15 protein-coding genes and 1 riboswitch are annotated in these 14,415 nt (G+C 72.4%); of the genes, 8 read left to right on the top strand and 7 right to left on the bottom strand.

Translation table 11 applies throughout. From position 1 onward, the window contains the following. The first annotated feature begins 192 nt into the window (after positions 1-192). Together ACIO6U_RS01345 and ACIO6U_RS01340 are read left to right on the top strand one after the other, a co-directional pair. Positions 193-1,542 (top strand): class II 3-deoxy-7-phosphoheptulonate synthase, encoded by a 1,350-nt coding sequence (locus tag ACIO6U_RS01345; protein WP_355334194.1) that lies wholly within the window; start codon positions 193-195, stop codon positions 1,540-1,542. A 151-nt stretch (positions 1,543-1,693) separates the two neighbouring features. Further along, positions 1,694-2,023 (top strand): bacterioferritin-associated ferredoxin, encoded by a 330-nt coding sequence (locus ACIO6U_RS01340; protein WP_401714730.1) that lies wholly within the window; start codon positions 1,694-1,696, stop codon positions 2,021-2,023. A gap of 57 nt (positions 2,024-2,080) precedes the next feature. Here ACIO6U_RS01340 and bfr read toward each other — a convergent pair whose 3' ends face one another. Continuing rightward, on the bottom strand, positions 2,081-2,560 hold the full coding sequence (bfr, locus tag ACIO6U_RS01335; RefSeq protein WP_188284346.1) for a bacterioferritin: 480 nt from the start codon (positions 2,558-2,560) through the stop codon (positions 2,081-2,083). 159 nt (positions 2,561-2,719) lie between these two features. On the opposite strand from bfr, the gene ACIO6U_RS01330 reads away from it, so the two are divergent. Continuing rightward, on the top strand, positions 2,720-3,334 hold the full coding sequence (locus ACIO6U_RS01330; protein ID WP_355334188.1) for a sulfite oxidase-like oxidoreductase: 615 nt from the start codon (positions 2,720-2,722) through the stop codon (positions 3,332-3,334). A gap of 4 nt (positions 3,335-3,338) precedes the next feature. On the opposite strand, the gene ACIO6U_RS01325 is transcribed toward ACIO6U_RS01330, so the two are convergent. The 6 genes from ACIO6U_RS01325 to thiO all read right to left on the bottom strand — a co-directional run bounded on the left by ACIO6U_RS01325 (position 3,339) and on the right by thiO (position 9,399). Next, the gene (locus tag ACIO6U_RS01325; RefSeq protein WP_401714728.1) at positions 3,339-3,899 is read right to left on the bottom strand and encodes a DUF4396 domain-containing protein; all 561 of its coding nucleotides are present in this window, start codon (positions 3,897-3,899) and stop codon (positions 3,339-3,341) included. Between the two features lie 95 nt (positions 3,900-3,994). Further along, entirely contained in the window at positions 3,995-4,852 is an 858-nt protein-coding gene (locus ACIO6U_RS01320) for a deoxyribonuclease IV (RefSeq protein ID WP_401714726.1), read from the bottom strand. A 40-nt stretch (positions 4,853-4,892) separates the two neighbouring features. After that, positions 4,893-6,881, bottom strand: coding sequence for a Stk1 family PASTA domain-containing Ser/Thr kinase (gene pknB / locus ACIO6U_RS01315; RefSeq protein ID WP_401714724.1), 1,989 nt, complete (start codon positions 6,879-6,881; stop codon positions 4,893-4,895). 227 nt (positions 6,882-7,108) lie between these two features. Next, entirely contained in the window at positions 7,109-7,921 is an 813-nt protein-coding gene (locus ACIO6U_RS01310; RefSeq protein WP_355334179.1) for a thiazole synthase, read from the bottom strand. A gap of 3 nt (positions 7,922-7,924) precedes the next feature. Beyond that, positions 7,925-8,131, bottom strand: a complete 207-nt coding sequence (thiS, locus tag ACIO6U_RS01305; RefSeq protein ID WP_355334176.1) for a sulfur carrier protein ThiS — start codon at positions 8,129-8,131, stop codon at positions 7,925-7,927. Beyond that, positions 8,128-9,399, bottom strand: coding sequence for a glycine oxidase ThiO (thiO, locus tag ACIO6U_RS01300; RefSeq protein ID WP_401714721.1), 1,272 nt, complete (start codon positions 9,397-9,399; stop codon positions 8,128-8,130). The genes thiS and thiO overlap by 4 nt, the downstream gene beginning before the upstream one ends. Continuing rightward, a riboswitch (TPP riboswitch) is annotated at positions 9,395-9,507 on the bottom strand. Its footprint overlaps the gene before it by 5 nt. A 109-nt stretch (positions 9,508-9,616) precedes the next feature. Between thiO and ACIO6U_RS01295 the strand changes: the two genes are divergently transcribed. From ACIO6U_RS01295 to ACIO6U_RS01275, 5 genes are all read left to right on the top strand, one after another. Then, complete coding sequence (locus ACIO6U_RS01295; RefSeq protein ID WP_401715804.1) at positions 9,617-10,789, top strand: NAD(P)/FAD-dependent oxidoreductase; 1,173 nt, start codon at positions 9,617-9,619, stop codon at positions 10,787-10,789. Between the two features lie 65 nt (positions 10,790-10,854). After that, entirely contained in the window at positions 10,855-11,229 is a 375-nt protein-coding gene (locus ACIO6U_RS01290; protein WP_355334168.1) for an Rv2175c family DNA-binding protein, read from the top strand. Between the two features lie 28 nt (positions 11,230-11,257). After that, entirely contained in the window at positions 11,258-11,923 is a 666-nt protein-coding gene (thiE, locus tag ACIO6U_RS01285) for a thiamine phosphate synthase (RefSeq protein WP_401714719.1), read from the top strand. Between the two features lie 551 nt (positions 11,924-12,474). Continuing rightward, complete coding sequence (metF, locus tag ACIO6U_RS01280) at positions 12,475-13,392, top strand: methylenetetrahydrofolate reductase [NAD(P)H] (RefSeq protein ID WP_355334163.1); 918 nt, start codon at positions 12,475-12,477, stop codon at positions 13,390-13,392. Between the two features lie 44 nt (positions 13,393-13,436). Continuing rightward, entirely contained in the window at positions 13,437-14,399 is a 963-nt protein-coding gene (locus ACIO6U_RS01275; RefSeq protein WP_391159781.1) for a hypothetical protein, read from the top strand. Positions 14,400-14,415 lie beyond the last annotated feature (16 nt).

Below are 14,415 nucleotides of genomic sequence, written 5' to 3'. Positions count from 1 at the left end.
ACCGCTCGTGCAATCAGCCCGACGGGCCTAGGCGGCCAGACATTAGCAGTCACGGAAGGGGCAGGAGTGGACCGGGTCCGTGTCGCCCGCCGGACCTTTCGCCTCCGTTTTCGACCGATGGTGGCCACCGGGTCCGTCTCACTTCCTGAGCGGGGCCATAAGCACGTGACACGACCCCGTAATGTTGGGCCCGTGACCGTGAACGCAGATATCCACGCCGGTGACAACACCTGGCATTCTCTTCCCGCGGCGCAGCAGCCTGAGTGGCCCGACTCCGAGGCTCTGCGCGATGTGATCGCCGACCTCGCCTCGTATCCGCCGCTCGTCTTCGCGGGGGAGTGCGACCAGTTGCGCAGTCGCCTGGCGGCTGTGGCCAAGGGTGAGGCGTTCCTGCTCCAGGGCGGTGACTGCGCGGAGGCGTTCGACGCCGTCGGCGCGGACCAGATCCGCAACAAGCTCAAGACGCTGCTCCAGATGGGAGCGGTGCTCACCTACGCGGCGTCCGTGCCGGTGGTCAAGGTCGGCAGGATCGCCGGGCAGTACAGCAAGCCGCGCTCCAAGCCGACCGAGACCCGCGACGGCGTGACCCTGCCGACCTACCGCGGCGACTCGGTCAACGGCTTCGACTTCACCCCCGAGGCCCGCATCCCGGACCCCGAGCGGCTCAAGCGGATGTACCACGCGTCCGCGTCCACGCTGAACCTGGTGCGCGCCTTCACCACCGGCGGTTACGCCGACCTGCGCCAGGTGCACGCGTGGAACCAGGACTTCGTCAAGTCCTCGCCGTCCGGGCAGCGTTACGAGGCGCTGGCCCGCGAGATCGACAACGCGCTGAATTTCATGGCCGCCTGCGGCACCGACCCGGCCGAATTCCGCACGGTCGAGTTCTACGCCTCCCACGAGGCGCTGCTGCTCGATTACGAGACCGCGCTGACCCGTACCGACTCGCGGACCGGCCGGCTGTACGACGTGTCGGGCCACATGGTGTGGATCGGCGAGCGGACCCGGCAGCTCGACGGGGCGCACATCGAGTTCGCGTCCCGGATCAGCAACCCGATCGGCATCAAGCTCGGTCCCGGCACCAGCCCGGAGGAGGCGCTCTCCTACATCGAGCGCCTCGACCCGGAGCGCGAGCCGGGGCGGCTGACCTTCATCGTGCGGATGGGCGCCGACAAGGTGCGCGACAAGCTGCCGACGCTGGTGGAGAAGGTCACCGCGTCCGGCGCGCAGGTCGCCTGGGTCTCCGACCCGATGCACGGCAACACCTTCGAGGCGGCCTCCGGCCACAAGACCCGGCGCTTCGACGACGTGCTCGACGAGGTCAAGGGCTTCTTCGAGGTGCACCACGCCCTCGGTACGCACCCGGGCGGCATCCACGTCGAGCTGACCGGTGACGACGTCACCGAGTGCGTCGGCGGCGGCGACGAGATCTTCGTCGACGACCTGCACCAGCGGTACGAGACGGCCTGCGACCCGCGGCTCAACCGCAGCCAGTCGCTGGACCTGGCCTTCCTCGTGGCCGAGATGTACCGCGGGCAGTAGCGCGCGGCGGCCCCACCGGCCGTTTCGTCCAGAGGGGCGCGGATCACACCGATCCGCGCCCCTCGGCGCTTTTCCTGACCAGGGGCGCCGGGTAAGGTAAGGGTAACCTCAGCTCCTGAGGCACTCCTGGGCCCTGATCGGCGGTGACCGCGTGTACGTCTGCTCCTGCTTCGGCATCACCGAGCAGCAGGTCAAGCAGCACGCCGACGACGGCCGCTGCACCCCGCGCCAGATCGCCTCCGCCTGCAAGGCGGGCACCGACTGCGGCTCCTGCGTCAAGCGCATCCAGGGCCTCCTCGGCCGCGGCGCCGCCCCGGCCACCACCCGCACCCAGCGGCTCGCGGCGATGCTCGCGGACGCCCGCGGCGCGGAGCAGCCGACCGCGGCACGGGTCGAGCCGGACGTCCCGGCGGCGGCCCGCGCCGAGCGGATCGCCGTGCCCGGCGCCAACGAGCCGCCCGCCGCCGCGCAGGCGGCCTGACCGGGGCCGCGAAGCGCGGCTACGGAACCGCGGGGCACCGGCCGGCGGGACCGTCCGTCAGGATTCCGGCTGCTCGATGAGCTGCGCGATGTACAGCGGCTCGCCCAGCTTCTCGACCAGTTCGAGCTGGGTGTCGAGGTAGTCGATGTGGTGCTCCTCGTCCTCCAGGATCGACTCGAAGATGTTCGCCGAGGTGATGTCGCCCTTGGCGCGCATGACCTCGATGCCGCGCCGCAGGCGGTCGATCGCCTCGACCTCGACCTGGCGGTCGGCCTGGAACATCTCGGTGACCGTCTGGCCCACCCGGACATGGAAGAGCCGCTGGTAGTTCGGCAGCCCGTCGAGGAAGAGAATCCTGTCGGTCAGGATCTCCGCGTGCTTCATCTCGTCGAACGACTCCGACCGGGTGTACTTCGCGAGCTTCGTCCAGCCGAAGTTCTCCTGCATCTTCGCGTGCAGGAAGTACTGGTTGATCGCGGTCAGCTCAGCGGTCAACTGTTCGTTGAGGAACTCGATGACCTCGGGGTCGCCCTGCATGGCAACGCCGTCCTTCCGATCGGGCTGTCAGGTTCCGCGCATCTTCGCACTGCTCAGGCATCTGATCCAGTAAGTGCAGGCTTACGTTCCGGGGCCCGGCTTGCCCGGAAAGACCCCGCCCGGTCGGAAGCATCACGCCCCGTCTGTCACCATGGAGACATGGGTCAGTCCGAACGCCAGACGGGGGAGCTTCCTCCGGGGCAGCGGATCCAGCGGGGCTGGCCGGTCACGCACTACGGCCCTGTACCCCGTTTCACGGCGGACCGCTGGGAGTTCCGGGTCTTCGGCGCGACCGCCGACAACGACAAGACCTGCTGGAACCACGAGGAGTTCTCCGCGCTGCCGTATGCCACGGTCGTCGCCGACTTCCACTGCGTCACGAAGTTCTCGATGCTCGGCATCGAATGGGGCGGGGTTTCCACCGATACCGTGCTGAAACTGGCGCCGCCCGCCGACGACGTCACGCATGTGATGGTGTGGGCCGAATACGGATTCAGCTCGAATCTGCGGATCGAGGACTTCATCGACGACAAGTCGATATTCGCGACCCATAAGGGCGGCGAACCCCTCACTGCGGAACACGGATTTCCGGTCCGCCTCGTCGTCCCCGGCCTCTACGCCTGGAAGGGCCCCAAATGGGTCCGCGGGGTGGAGTACATGACGGCGGACCGCCGCGGCTTCTGGGAGGAGCGCGGCTATCACAACCTCGGTGACCCCTGGAACGAGCAGCGCTACTCGTACCAGGAGGAGCCGGGCGACGGGCCCGAGCTGTAGCGGCTCAGTGGTGGTACTGGTGCACCACCGCGTGGCCCTTGCCCCGCCCGATCAGCCACTTGTTGACCGGGGTCGTGACGGCGAAGGCCACCACGAAGGAGAGCGCCAGGCTCACCCAGAACAGGGCGTCGGCCAAGGTCGCGTCCATGGCGCCGGGAAAGACCAGGATCGTGCCGTTGTCGGCCAGCTCCATGAAGATGATCGACACGGTGTCGGCGGCGAGCGCCACCCGCAGCGCCGAGCGCGGGTCCAGGCCCGCGCGCAGCACGCCGCGCATGGTGAGCGAGTAGCCGAAGACGAAGGCGAGCACGATCGCCAGCAGCATCGTCCGCACGTTGTCCCAGCCGAGCGCCGTGCCGATCAGCATGCCGAGGACCTCGCCGATGGCGCAGCCGGTGAGGCAGTGCAGGGTCGCCTGGGCGGCCGTCCGCCAGCCCGCCCCGCCGCCGCTGCCGCCGTGGTGCGCGTGCGCCGCGTGGTCGTGGGCCGCGTGGTCGTGAGCTGCCTGGCCGTGAGCCCCCTGATCGTGCGCCGCGTGGTCGTGGGCCGTGTGCTCGTACGCCATGGGATGTCCCCGTCCTCAGGAAGTGCGTGCGGTGCCTTGCGGTCAGCACAACCACATACCCCCTGGGGGTATTCCTGAGGGGGCGGGAACAGCTCCTATCCGCGCAGCTCCTTCAGCAGCTTCACGTCCGACGCGTGCCCCTCGGGGCCGCCCGGCGTCTCGATGACCAGCGGCACGCCCTCCGTCGCCGGGTGCCGCAGCAGCTCACGGAACGGCTCCGCGCCCAGATGGCCCGCGTCGATGTTCGCGTGCCGGTCCTTGCGCGCCCCGCACACGTCCTTGCTGCCGTTGGCGTGCACCAGCCGCAGCCGCCCCTCGCCCGCCGTCGCCGCCAGTTCGTCCAGCATCGCCGTCATCCCGCCGGGCGCCGCCATGTCATGCCCCGCCGCGAAGGCGTGACAGGTGTCCAGGCACACCCCGAGCCGGGGATGCCGGTCGAGCGCCGCCATGTACGGGCCCAGGTCCGCGACCAGCGAGCACAGCGAGGAGCCCTGCCCCGCCGTCGGTTCCAGCAGCAGCCACGGGTCGTCGTCGTGCGTCAGCTCGTCCAGCAGCGGCCGTACCCGCTCGCGCACCTGCGCCAGCGCCACCTCGCGGGTCCTGCCGCCGGTCGCCGAGCCGGGGTGCACCACCACGCCCAGCGCGCCGATCGCCCGCGCCCGGCGCAGCGAGTGCCGCAGCGACTCCACCGAGCGGTCCACCGTCGCCTCGGTGTGCGAGCCGAAGTTGATCAGATACGGCGCGTGCACGTACGCGGGCAGGTCCAGCTCCGCGCAGCGCGTCCGGAACTCCTCGTCCTGGGCAGGGCTGCCGGGCGGAGTCGCCCAGCCGCGCGGATTGGCCGCGAAGACCTGGACGGTCTCCGCGCCGATCCGCTCCGCGTACCCCAGCCCCACGGTGGCCAGCCCGCCGGCCACCGGCACATGGCTGCCCACCGGATTGCGCGACCGCATCAGCCCGCCGCACCCGTCGGCGCGTCCGTCACCACGCGCATCAGCGCACCCAGATGGTGATCGTCGCGCCCTTGGGCGCCTGCCCGCCGCCGTCGGGGGACTGGCTGAAGACGGTGTCGCCGAAGAACACGGTGATCACCCGGACGTCGAAGCCCGCGTCCTGGAGGATCTGCTTGGCCTCGTCCTTCTTCTTGCCCGTCACGCCCGGCACGTCGAACTGCTGCTGGCCCTTGGACACGGTGATCGTCACCGTGTCGCCGGTGCCGACCTGCGTCCCCACCTCCGGGGACGCCAGCGCGACCTGGTCCTTGTCCGCGACGTCGGAGAACACCTTGTCCGGCGCCAGGACGACCTTCAGACCCGCGTCCTCGAGCTGCTGCTGCGCGTCGGTGACCGAGTCGCCGATCACGTCCGGCACGTCGACCGGAGCCCCGCGCGACACCTTGATCGCCACCGGGGTGTCGGGCGCCCGGCGGATGCCGCCGGCGGGGTCGGTGGAGACGACCTGACCGCGGGGCACGTCCTCGCTGAACTCCCGGGCCACCGTGCCGGGCGTCAGACCCGCGTCCTTCAGCTCCTTGCGCGCGGTCTCCAGCGGCTTGCCCCGGACGTCGGGCACCTGGACCTGCTGCGGGCCCTTGGAGACCTTCAGCGTCACCGTGCCGTTGTCCCGGACGCGCTTGCCGGGACCCGGATCCGTCGAGATCACCTTGCCGCGCGGCACCGTCATCGAGAAGTCCCGCGTCACCTTCGCGCGCAGCCCCGCCGCGTCCAGCTTCTTCTCCGCGTCCGCCTGCGACAGCGCCAGCACCGCGGGCACCTTCGTGAACTGCCCGTCGCTGATGTACCAGACGCCCGCGCCGACCCCGAGCAGCACCAGCAGCGCCAGCACCACCGCCAGCGGCCCGCGCCGCCGCGGCGCACCGTCCCCGCGGCCCCGCCGCCGCGGCTGCCGCGGACCCGCGGGCGGCTCCTCGGGCGGCGGGGGCGGCAGCAGCAGCCTGCTCGTACGGTTCAGCTCGCCGCTGTCGGCCGCCGCCGGTACCGGCGGCGCGGACGCGGGCATCGGCTCCGACGCGAAGGCCGCCGACGGATAGCGGTGGACGACGCTGGTCGGGTCCTCGGACCCGGCGCCGCTCATCTCGCCGATGGTGTCCGCGGGCTCGCGGTCCAGCTGCGCCGGGGTCAGCGCCGCCCGCACGTCGCGCACCTCGGCCAGCAGGTCCACGGCATCCGCGGGCCTGCCCCGCGGGTCACGGCAGGCGGCCCGCGCCACCAGGGCGTCCAGCGCGGGTGCCAGACCGGCGACGACCGAGGACGGGGCGGGCACGTCCTCGTTGAGGTGCTGGAACATCACCTGCGCGGGCGTCGTCCCGTCGTACGGCTTGCGGCCGGTCAGCGTCTCGTACAGCACGACCCCGCACGCGTACACATCCGTGCGCTGGTCGACCACGCCGTGCCCGATCTGCTCGGGGGCGAGGTACGAGACGGTGCCCAGCAGCGAGCCGGTCGACGCGCTGGTCTGAGTGTCCACCGCCCTGACCAGGCCGAAGTCGGCGACCTTCACGCGGCCGTCGTCCCCGATCAGCACATTCTCCGGCTTCATGTCGCGGTGGACCAGGCCCGCGCGGTGCGCGGCGCCGAGCGCCGCCAGCACCGGCTCCATGATGTCCAGCGCCGCCCGCGGCTGGAGCGCCCCGCGCTCGCGCACCACGTCGCGCAGCGTGCAGCCGGCCACGTACTCCATGGCCAGATACACGTAGGTGCCGTCGGTGCCCTGGTCGAACATCCCGACGACATTCGGGTGCGCCAGCTTCGCCACGGCTTTGGCCTCGCGGATGAAGCGCTCGACGAAGCCGGTGTCGGTCGCCAGGGCCGGGTGCATCACCTTGAGCGCGAGCACCCGGTCGAGGCGGGTGTCCACGGCCCTGTACACCGTGGCCATCCCCCCGACAGCGATGCGCGCCTCGACCCGGTAACGGCGGTCGAGCGTCTGCCCGACGAGCGGGTCCTGCACGGTCGTGTCCACGATCGCCGATTCTACGAGGCCGGAATGCCCCGAACGGCGCTGCGCGCCCGGTCTGTACCCCACCTGTTGCGTGCCGCAACGCTTCCGTGACCTCCCGTCCCCCTGCCCGGGTCGGCGCCCTTCCCCGGGGCTCCGCCCCTGTACGGCCCTTCACGGAGGGCGGCGGGCCGATCCTTCAAGGGTCGCGGTGGGCACGTCCTGTGCGCGGTGGACGCGGGGCCCTGGACCTAGAAGGCGGGGCGTTCGGGGTCGAGGGAGGGGAGACCTTCGGGCGGGGAGGAGGGGAGGGCGAAGTGGCGGCGGGGGATACGCCCGGCACGAAAGGCCAGGCGCCCGGCCGAAACGGCGTGACGCATGCCCTCGGCCATGAGAACCGGCTGCCGCGCCCGCGTGACGGCCGAGGCCAGCATGACGGCGGCGCACCCGAGTTCCATGGCGAGCGCGGCGTCGGACGCCGTCCCCGCCCCGGCGTCGAGGACGACGGGAACACCGGCCCGCTCGGTGATGAGTTGAAAATTGTGCGGGTTGCGGATTCCGAGTCCCGACCCGATCGGCGACCCGAGCGGCATGATCGCCGCGCACCCCACGTCCTCCAGCTTCCGCGCCAGCACCGGATCGTCGCTGGTGTACGGCAGCACCGTGAAGCCGTCGTCCACCAACGTCTCGGCGGCGTCGAGGAGTTCGACCGGATCGGGCAGCAACGTCCGCTCGTCCGCGATGACTTCCAGCTTCACCCAGTCGGTGCCGAGGGCCTCACGCGCCAGCCGCGCGGTCAGCACGGCCTCACCGGCCGTGAAGCACCCGGCGGTGTTGGGCAGCACACGGATGCCGTGCCGCCGCAGCACCGACAGCACCGACCCCTTCGTCGTGGGGTCGAGCCGCCGCATGGCGACGGTGGTCAGCTCCGTACCGGACGCGAGCAGCGCCTGCTCCAGCACCTCCAGGCTCGGCGCCCCGCCGGTCCCCATGATCAGCCGCGAGGAGAAGACGGCATCCCCGATCCGCAACGGGTCGCTGACGTCGACAGCGGAAGTCGTCATCCCTCAGCCCCCCTGCACGGCGGTGAGGATTTCCACGCGATCACCGTCGGACAGCGGCGTCGCCGCCCACCGGGCGCGCGGGACGACCGTCTCGTTGAGGGCGGCGGCCACGCCGGAGGCGGCCGGGGTGAGGTCGGCCACCAGGGCGTCGAGGGCGAGGGGCGCGGGCAGGGAGCGGCGCTCGCCGTTCACCAGGACCGTGATCGTCATACGGTCTGCTCCTCACGGGCGGCGGCGGCCGGGGGACCGGATACGGGGAAGACGGGCACCGGGACGGCCGCGAAGCGGGAGGCGGCGAACGGCCGCGCGTACGCGGGCAGTTCGCCCGTGACCAGCGCCTCCGCCATGATGTCGCCGGTGATCGGGGTGAGCAGCACGCCGTTGCGGTGGTGGCCGGTGGCCAGCAGCAGGCCGTCCAGCGCGCCGCGGCCGAGGAGCGGGGCGTTGTCCGGGGACCCCGGCCGCAGGCCCGCCAGGGTCTCGGTGAGCGGCAGTTCGGTGATGCCGGGCACCAACTCGTGGGCGTCCCGAAGGAGTTCGTAGACCCCGCCCGCGGTCACCGTGGTGTCCCAGCCCAACTCCTCGCTGGTCGCGCCGAGTACCAGCTCCCCGTTCTCGCGCGGCACCAGGTACACGTGGCTGCCGCGCACCACCGCCCGGACCGTACGGGACAGGAACGGCGCGTGGCCCGGCGGGATGCGCAGCCGCAGGATCTGCCCCTTCACCGGCCGTACCGGCGGCAGCGCGGCCTCGGGCACGCCCGCGATCCGGCCGCTGTCGCTGCCCGCGGCCAGCACCGTACGACCGGCCGTGACCGCCGTACCGTCGTCGAGCAGCGCGCCGACGGCCCGGCCGCCCGAGATCTCGACGCGGGCCACCGCCGAGCGGTGCAGGATCACACCGGCCAGCTCCGCGGCCCGCAGCAGCGCCGTGGCGAGACGGCGCGGGTCGACCTGGTGGTCGCCGTCCACCCGCAGTCCGCCGCGGACACCGGGGGCGAGCAGCGGTTCGAGGCGGCGGCAGTCCCGGCCGCTCAGCCACTCCGAGGGCAGGCCCAGCGAGGTCTGGAAGGCGTGCAGATCGCGCAGGTGCGCGCGGTCGTCGGCGTCCAGCGCGACGGTCAGGGTGCCGCAGGCGCGGAAGCCGACGTCGAGGCCGGTCGCCTCGGTCAACTCGGCCACGAAATCCGGGTATCGGCGCGCCGACGCCAGATTGAGGTCCAGCAGCGTCTGCTCGCCGTACTGCGATTCGGTGACCGCGGCCAGCATGCCCGCCGCCACCCGCGCCGCGCCGCCGCCGGGGTCCGGGTCGGCCACGGCGGTCCGCAGGCCGCGCTGCGCCGCCCGCCAGGCGGTGACCAGGCCGATGATGCCGCCGCCCACCACCAGGACGTCGTACGACGCCGCCGCGCGGGAACTCCGCGGCGCGGCCGTCGGAGCCGCCGGTCCGCTCGGCGCCGCCGGTTCAGGTGTACCCATCGAATACCGCCCTCCCTTCGCCGGAATGACCCGGATCAGGTTCGTACGGTCGGCGGCCGTCCAGCCGCCCTCTCAGCCCGGTGCGTCCGGGCTCCCGCGTGTTCTCTGGCCCCGACACCATATCCCCGCCCGCCGCCCGGGGGTGGCCCGGCGTCGTCGGCGGCCCGTACCGACTACCGTGAATCATGTGAACGACGTCGTGATTGTCGGGGCCGGGATGGCCGGGGTGCAGACGGCGGTCTGCCTGCGCGAGCAGGGCTGGCGGGACGGCATCGTGCTGGTCGGCGACGAGCCGCACCCTCCGTACGACCGCCCGCCGCTGTCGAAGGCGGTCCTGCTCGGCACGGCGGGCGAGGACGCCGACGTCCGCTTCGACGTCGACTTCGACGCCCTGGACGTGGATCTGCGCCTGGGCGTACGGGCGCAGGGGCTGCGGCCAGGCGACCACGAGGTCGTCACCGACAAGGGCGGCCTGCGCTACGGCCGTCTCGTCGTCGCGACCGGCGCCTACCCCGTGGCGCTGCCCGGCACGGCGGGCCTGCCCGGCGTCCACCTGCTGCGCACCCTGGACGACGCGGCGGCGCTGCGCCCGGTGCTGGACGCCCACAAGGACGTCGTGGTGGTCGGCGCGGGCTGGATCGGCGCCGAATTCGCCACCGCGGCGCGGCAGGCGGGCTGCGAGGTGACCGTCGTGGAGGCCGCGGACCGGCCGCTGTCCGGCGCGCTGCCCGCCACCATCACCGGCCACATGCGGGCCTGGTACGCCGACGCCGGGGTACGGCTGCTCACCGGCACCCCCGTCGCCGAGGTCGAACCCGGCGCCGTGGTGCTCGCCGACGGCACCCGGCTGCCCGCCGCGGCCGTCGTGGTCGGCATCGGCGCCAGGCCCGCCACCGGCTGGCTGGCCGGTTCCGGCGTCGGCCTCGGCCCGGACGGCGCCGTACTCGCCGACGACCGGCTGCGCACCACCGCGTCCGACGTGTACGCGGTCGGCGACTGCGCGTCGTTCCCGTCCGCGCGCTACGGCGAGCGGCTGCTCATCCACCACTGGGACAACGCCGTGCAGGGCCCGCGGACCGCCGCCGCCAACGTCCTCGGCGGCGACGAGGCGTACGACCCGGTGCCGTACTTCTGGTCCGAGCAGTTCGGCCGCTTCGTGCAGTACGCAGGGCACCACACGGGCGCCGACACGATGCTGCTGCGCGGAGACCCGGCGAGCCCGTCCTGGTCGGTGTGCTGGCTGCGCGGCGGCGCCCTGGCCGCGCTGCTGGCCGTGGACCGGCCGCGGGACCTGGCGCAGGCCCGCAAGCTGGTCGCCCGCGCGGCGGTGCTGGACCCGGCGCTCGCCGCCGACCCGGCGGTGCAGCTCAAGTCGGCGGCCCTGCGCTGAGCGGGGCGTCCCGCTAACGGCGCAGTGCCGCAGCGGTTGTCGGCGGCGGGTGGCACCCTTGTCCTGTGACTGTTTTCTCGTCGGTTGACGCACACATTGACGCTCTCGTCCCCTCGTGGCTCACGCTGCCCGAGGTCGCGGAGCGGCTCGGACTCGACATCACCCGGATTCGCCCCCTCATCAAGGAGGGCCAGCTCATCGCGGTCCGCCGCGGTGAGAACAAGGTGCTCATGGTGCCCGCGGACTTCGTCGGCGAAGGCGCCATCACCAAGGGCCTGTCCGGCACGCTCACCGTGCTCAAGGACGACGGGTTCTCGGACGATGAGGCGCTGGAATGGCTCTTCACGCCCGACCCGAGCCTCCCCGGCACCCCCGCCCAGGCACTGCGCGAGAATCGCGGGACCGAGGTGAAGCGCCGAGCGCAGGCGCTCGCCGTGTAACCCGTACGCCTCAGGGGGAACCGCCCGCATGACGACCATCGCCGCCGCCACCGCCGTGGGCACCGCCCGTGACCGGCTCGCCGCCGCCCGGCTCTATCTGTGCACCGACGCCAGGACCGAGCGCGGCGACCTCGCCGAGTTCGCGGACGCGGTACTGAGCGGCGGGGTGGACGTCATCCAGCTCCGGCACAAGGGCATCGAGGCGGGGGCCGAACTGGCGGCCCTCGCCGTCCTCGCCGAGGTCTGCCGCAGGCACGGCAAGCTCCTCGCGGTCAACGACCGCGCCGACGTGGCGCACGCGGCCCGGGCCGACGTCCTGCACCTCGGCCAGGGTGACCTGCCGGTCCCGGCCGCGCGCGCCATCCTCGGCGAGGAGGTGCTGATCGGGCGCTCCTGCCATGCCCCTTCCGAGGTGGACGCCGCCGCCGTGGAGCCCGGCGCCGACTACTTCTGCACCGGGCCCGTCTGGCCCACGCCCACCAAGCCGGGGCGTCCCGCCCCGGGGCTCGACCTGGTCCGGCACGCCGCCGGGCTCACGACCGACCGGCCCTGGTTCGCCATCGGCGGCATCTCCCTCGACAACATCGCCCAGGTCCGCGCCGCCGGTGCGCGCCGCGTCGTCGTCGTCCGCGCCCTCACCGAGGCCGCCGATCCCGCCGGCGCGGCCTCCGCCCTCCGCGCCGCCCTCGCCTGACACCTAGGCGGTGAGCATTCCCGGGGCCCGGCCCCTGGACGGTCCTCTCCCGCAGGCGGCAAGCCGGTCTTTCCGGGGCGCGGCCCCGAGGCGGTCTTTCTGCCAGGGCGGCTGGCCGATCTTTTCGGGGCGGGCCCCGAGGCGGTCTTTCTGCCAGGGCGGCTGGCCGGTCTTTTCAGGGGCGCGGGGAACTGCGCGACCAGCCCCCTACCGGGCTGTCAGCCCGGAAACAACAGCATCTGCCCCGCTGGGGCCGGTTCTCAAAGGCGCGCCACCGCCGTGGCCGAGCGCGCAGTTCCCCGCGCCCCTAAAAAACCCGGCGTGCCGCTCCCGGCAGAGAAACCGCCCGGGCCCGCGCCCCCGGAAAACCCGGCGTGCCGCCCCTGGCAAAGGAACCGCCCGGGGCCGCGCCCCGGGGAAGGCGCGGGCATGGGCGCCAAGCCCACCCGGTGTCCAATCCGTGGACCGCCGGTGGCCAGGAAATGGACGTACGAGGTCATATCGCCCCGTCCGGTTACGGACGGTGGCCAGCCGGGGCTAGCCTTCAAGGCATGGCTTTGGGGACACCTTCCACGCGAACAGACCGGGCGATCACGATCCGTGAGCTCCTGGCGCGGGGCGAGCGCTCGTACTCGTTCGAATTCGCCGCGCCGAGGACGGAGAAGGGCGAGCGGACGCTGTGGAACGCGATCCGCAGGATCGAGGCGGTCGGCCCCACGTTCGTGTCGGTGACCTACGGCGCGGGCGGCTCCTCGCGGGAGGGCACGGTGCGGGCCACGGACCGGATCGTGTCGGACACCACGCTGACCCCGTGCGCGCACCTCACGGCCGTGAACCACTCGGTGGCCGAGCTGCGCAACATCATCGGGCAGTACGCGGACGCCGGAATCCGCAACATCCTGGCTGTGCGCGGGGACCCGCCGGGCGACCCGCTCGCGGAGTGGGTGCCGCACCCGGAGGGCCTGACGTACGCGGCGGAACTGGTCCGGCTGATCAAGGAGTCCGGCGACTTCTGCGTCGGCGTGGCCGCGTTCACCGAGATGCACCCGCGCTCCACCGACCCGGCCGAGGACACCCGGCACTTCCTGGACAAGTGCCGCGCGGGCGCCGACTTCGCCATCACGCAGATGTTCTTCGACGCGGAGGACTACCTGCGGCTGCGCGACCGGGTCGACGCGGCGGGGTGCAGCACCCCGATCATTCCCGAGGTCATGCCGGTCACCAACGTCCGGCAGATCGAGCGTTTCGCCCAGCTCGGCAACGCCCCCTTCCCCTCCGACCTGGCAGAACGCATCCTCGCGGTGCAGGACGACCCGGTCGCGGTCCGGGCGATCGGCATCGAGTTCACCACCGAGATGTGCCGCCGTCTGATGGCGGAGGACATTCCGGGGCTGCACTTCATTACTCTTAACCACTCGACAGCGTCGCTGGAGATCTACGAGAACCTCGGTCTGCACCAGCGGACGTGACCGGCTCGGTACAGTCGGCTCGGTCCAGTTAAGGAAGTGGGCGCATGGGCTACTCGGTGCTGTACGTCGCCTTCGGAATCGTCGCGCTGTGGCTGCTCGGTGAGGTACTGCTCCAGTACAAGGCGCGGCTGCGCTATCGCGTACTGGCCTTCGCCGGGTTCCTGGGCGTGGTCGTCGGCGTGTCCCAGCGCAATGTGATCATCATCGTGCTCGGCGCGCTCGCCTTCGGCGCGGGTCAGTCCTTCGTGACGCTCTCCTACAAGCGCGGCTTCTCCACCGGCTGGGCGCTCGGCGGGCGTCCCGGCTCCAGCCGCCGCCGCAGGAAGGGCGGGGTGACCGAGCCGGTGCTGGAGGTCAGCCCGGTCGAGGAGGAGTACCCGGAGGAATTCGCCGCCGCCCGGCAGCCGGGTCCGCGCGACGAACTCGACGCGGACGAGCCCGATCTGTTCGGCGGCGGGCGGCCGTTGGACTCCGGCCAGATCTACCAGCCGGTCCCGATGCACGAGGACAGCGGCGAATACCCGGTCTACGACGGCCAGTCGACGTACACCCCCGACCCGTACACCAGCGGCGGCTACGAGGGGTACGGCGCGCAGGGCTATGCGGGCTGGGGCGGCGAACCCCAGCCCGCGGCGGCCTCCTACGCCGGTGACGGCTCCGACCAGTCCGGCTGGGGCGGCCACGAGTACGGCTACGACCCGGGCGCCTACCAGGAGCCCGCCCCCGCCCCCTACGGCTACGACACCCCGGCCGGCGGCGGCGAGCCCTACCCGTACCCGTATCCGCAGCCCCAGCCGCGGTACGAGACCTACGGCGGTCAGCAGGAGCAGGAGCAACAGCCGCTGGGCAGCGACCCGTACGGCTACCCGTACCAGCAGCAGCCCGACCCGCAGGCGCAGCCGTACATCCCCCAGCAGCAGTACCAGTCGCCGTACGAGCAGCAGCAACCGCCCCAGCAGGAGCAGCAGCCGCAGTACGCCGACCCGTACGACCCCTACCGCTACTGAGAGTTCGCCCCGCCGC

The sequence above is a fragment of the Streptomyces sp. NPDC087422 genome, from assembly GCF_044744145.1.
Taxonomy (GTDB): domain Bacteria; phylum Actinomycetota; class Actinomycetes; order Streptomycetales; family Streptomycetaceae; genus Actinacidiphila.
Note: the sequence above shows the minus strand (reverse complement) of the source record. Positions and strands in the feature narration are given on the sequence as shown.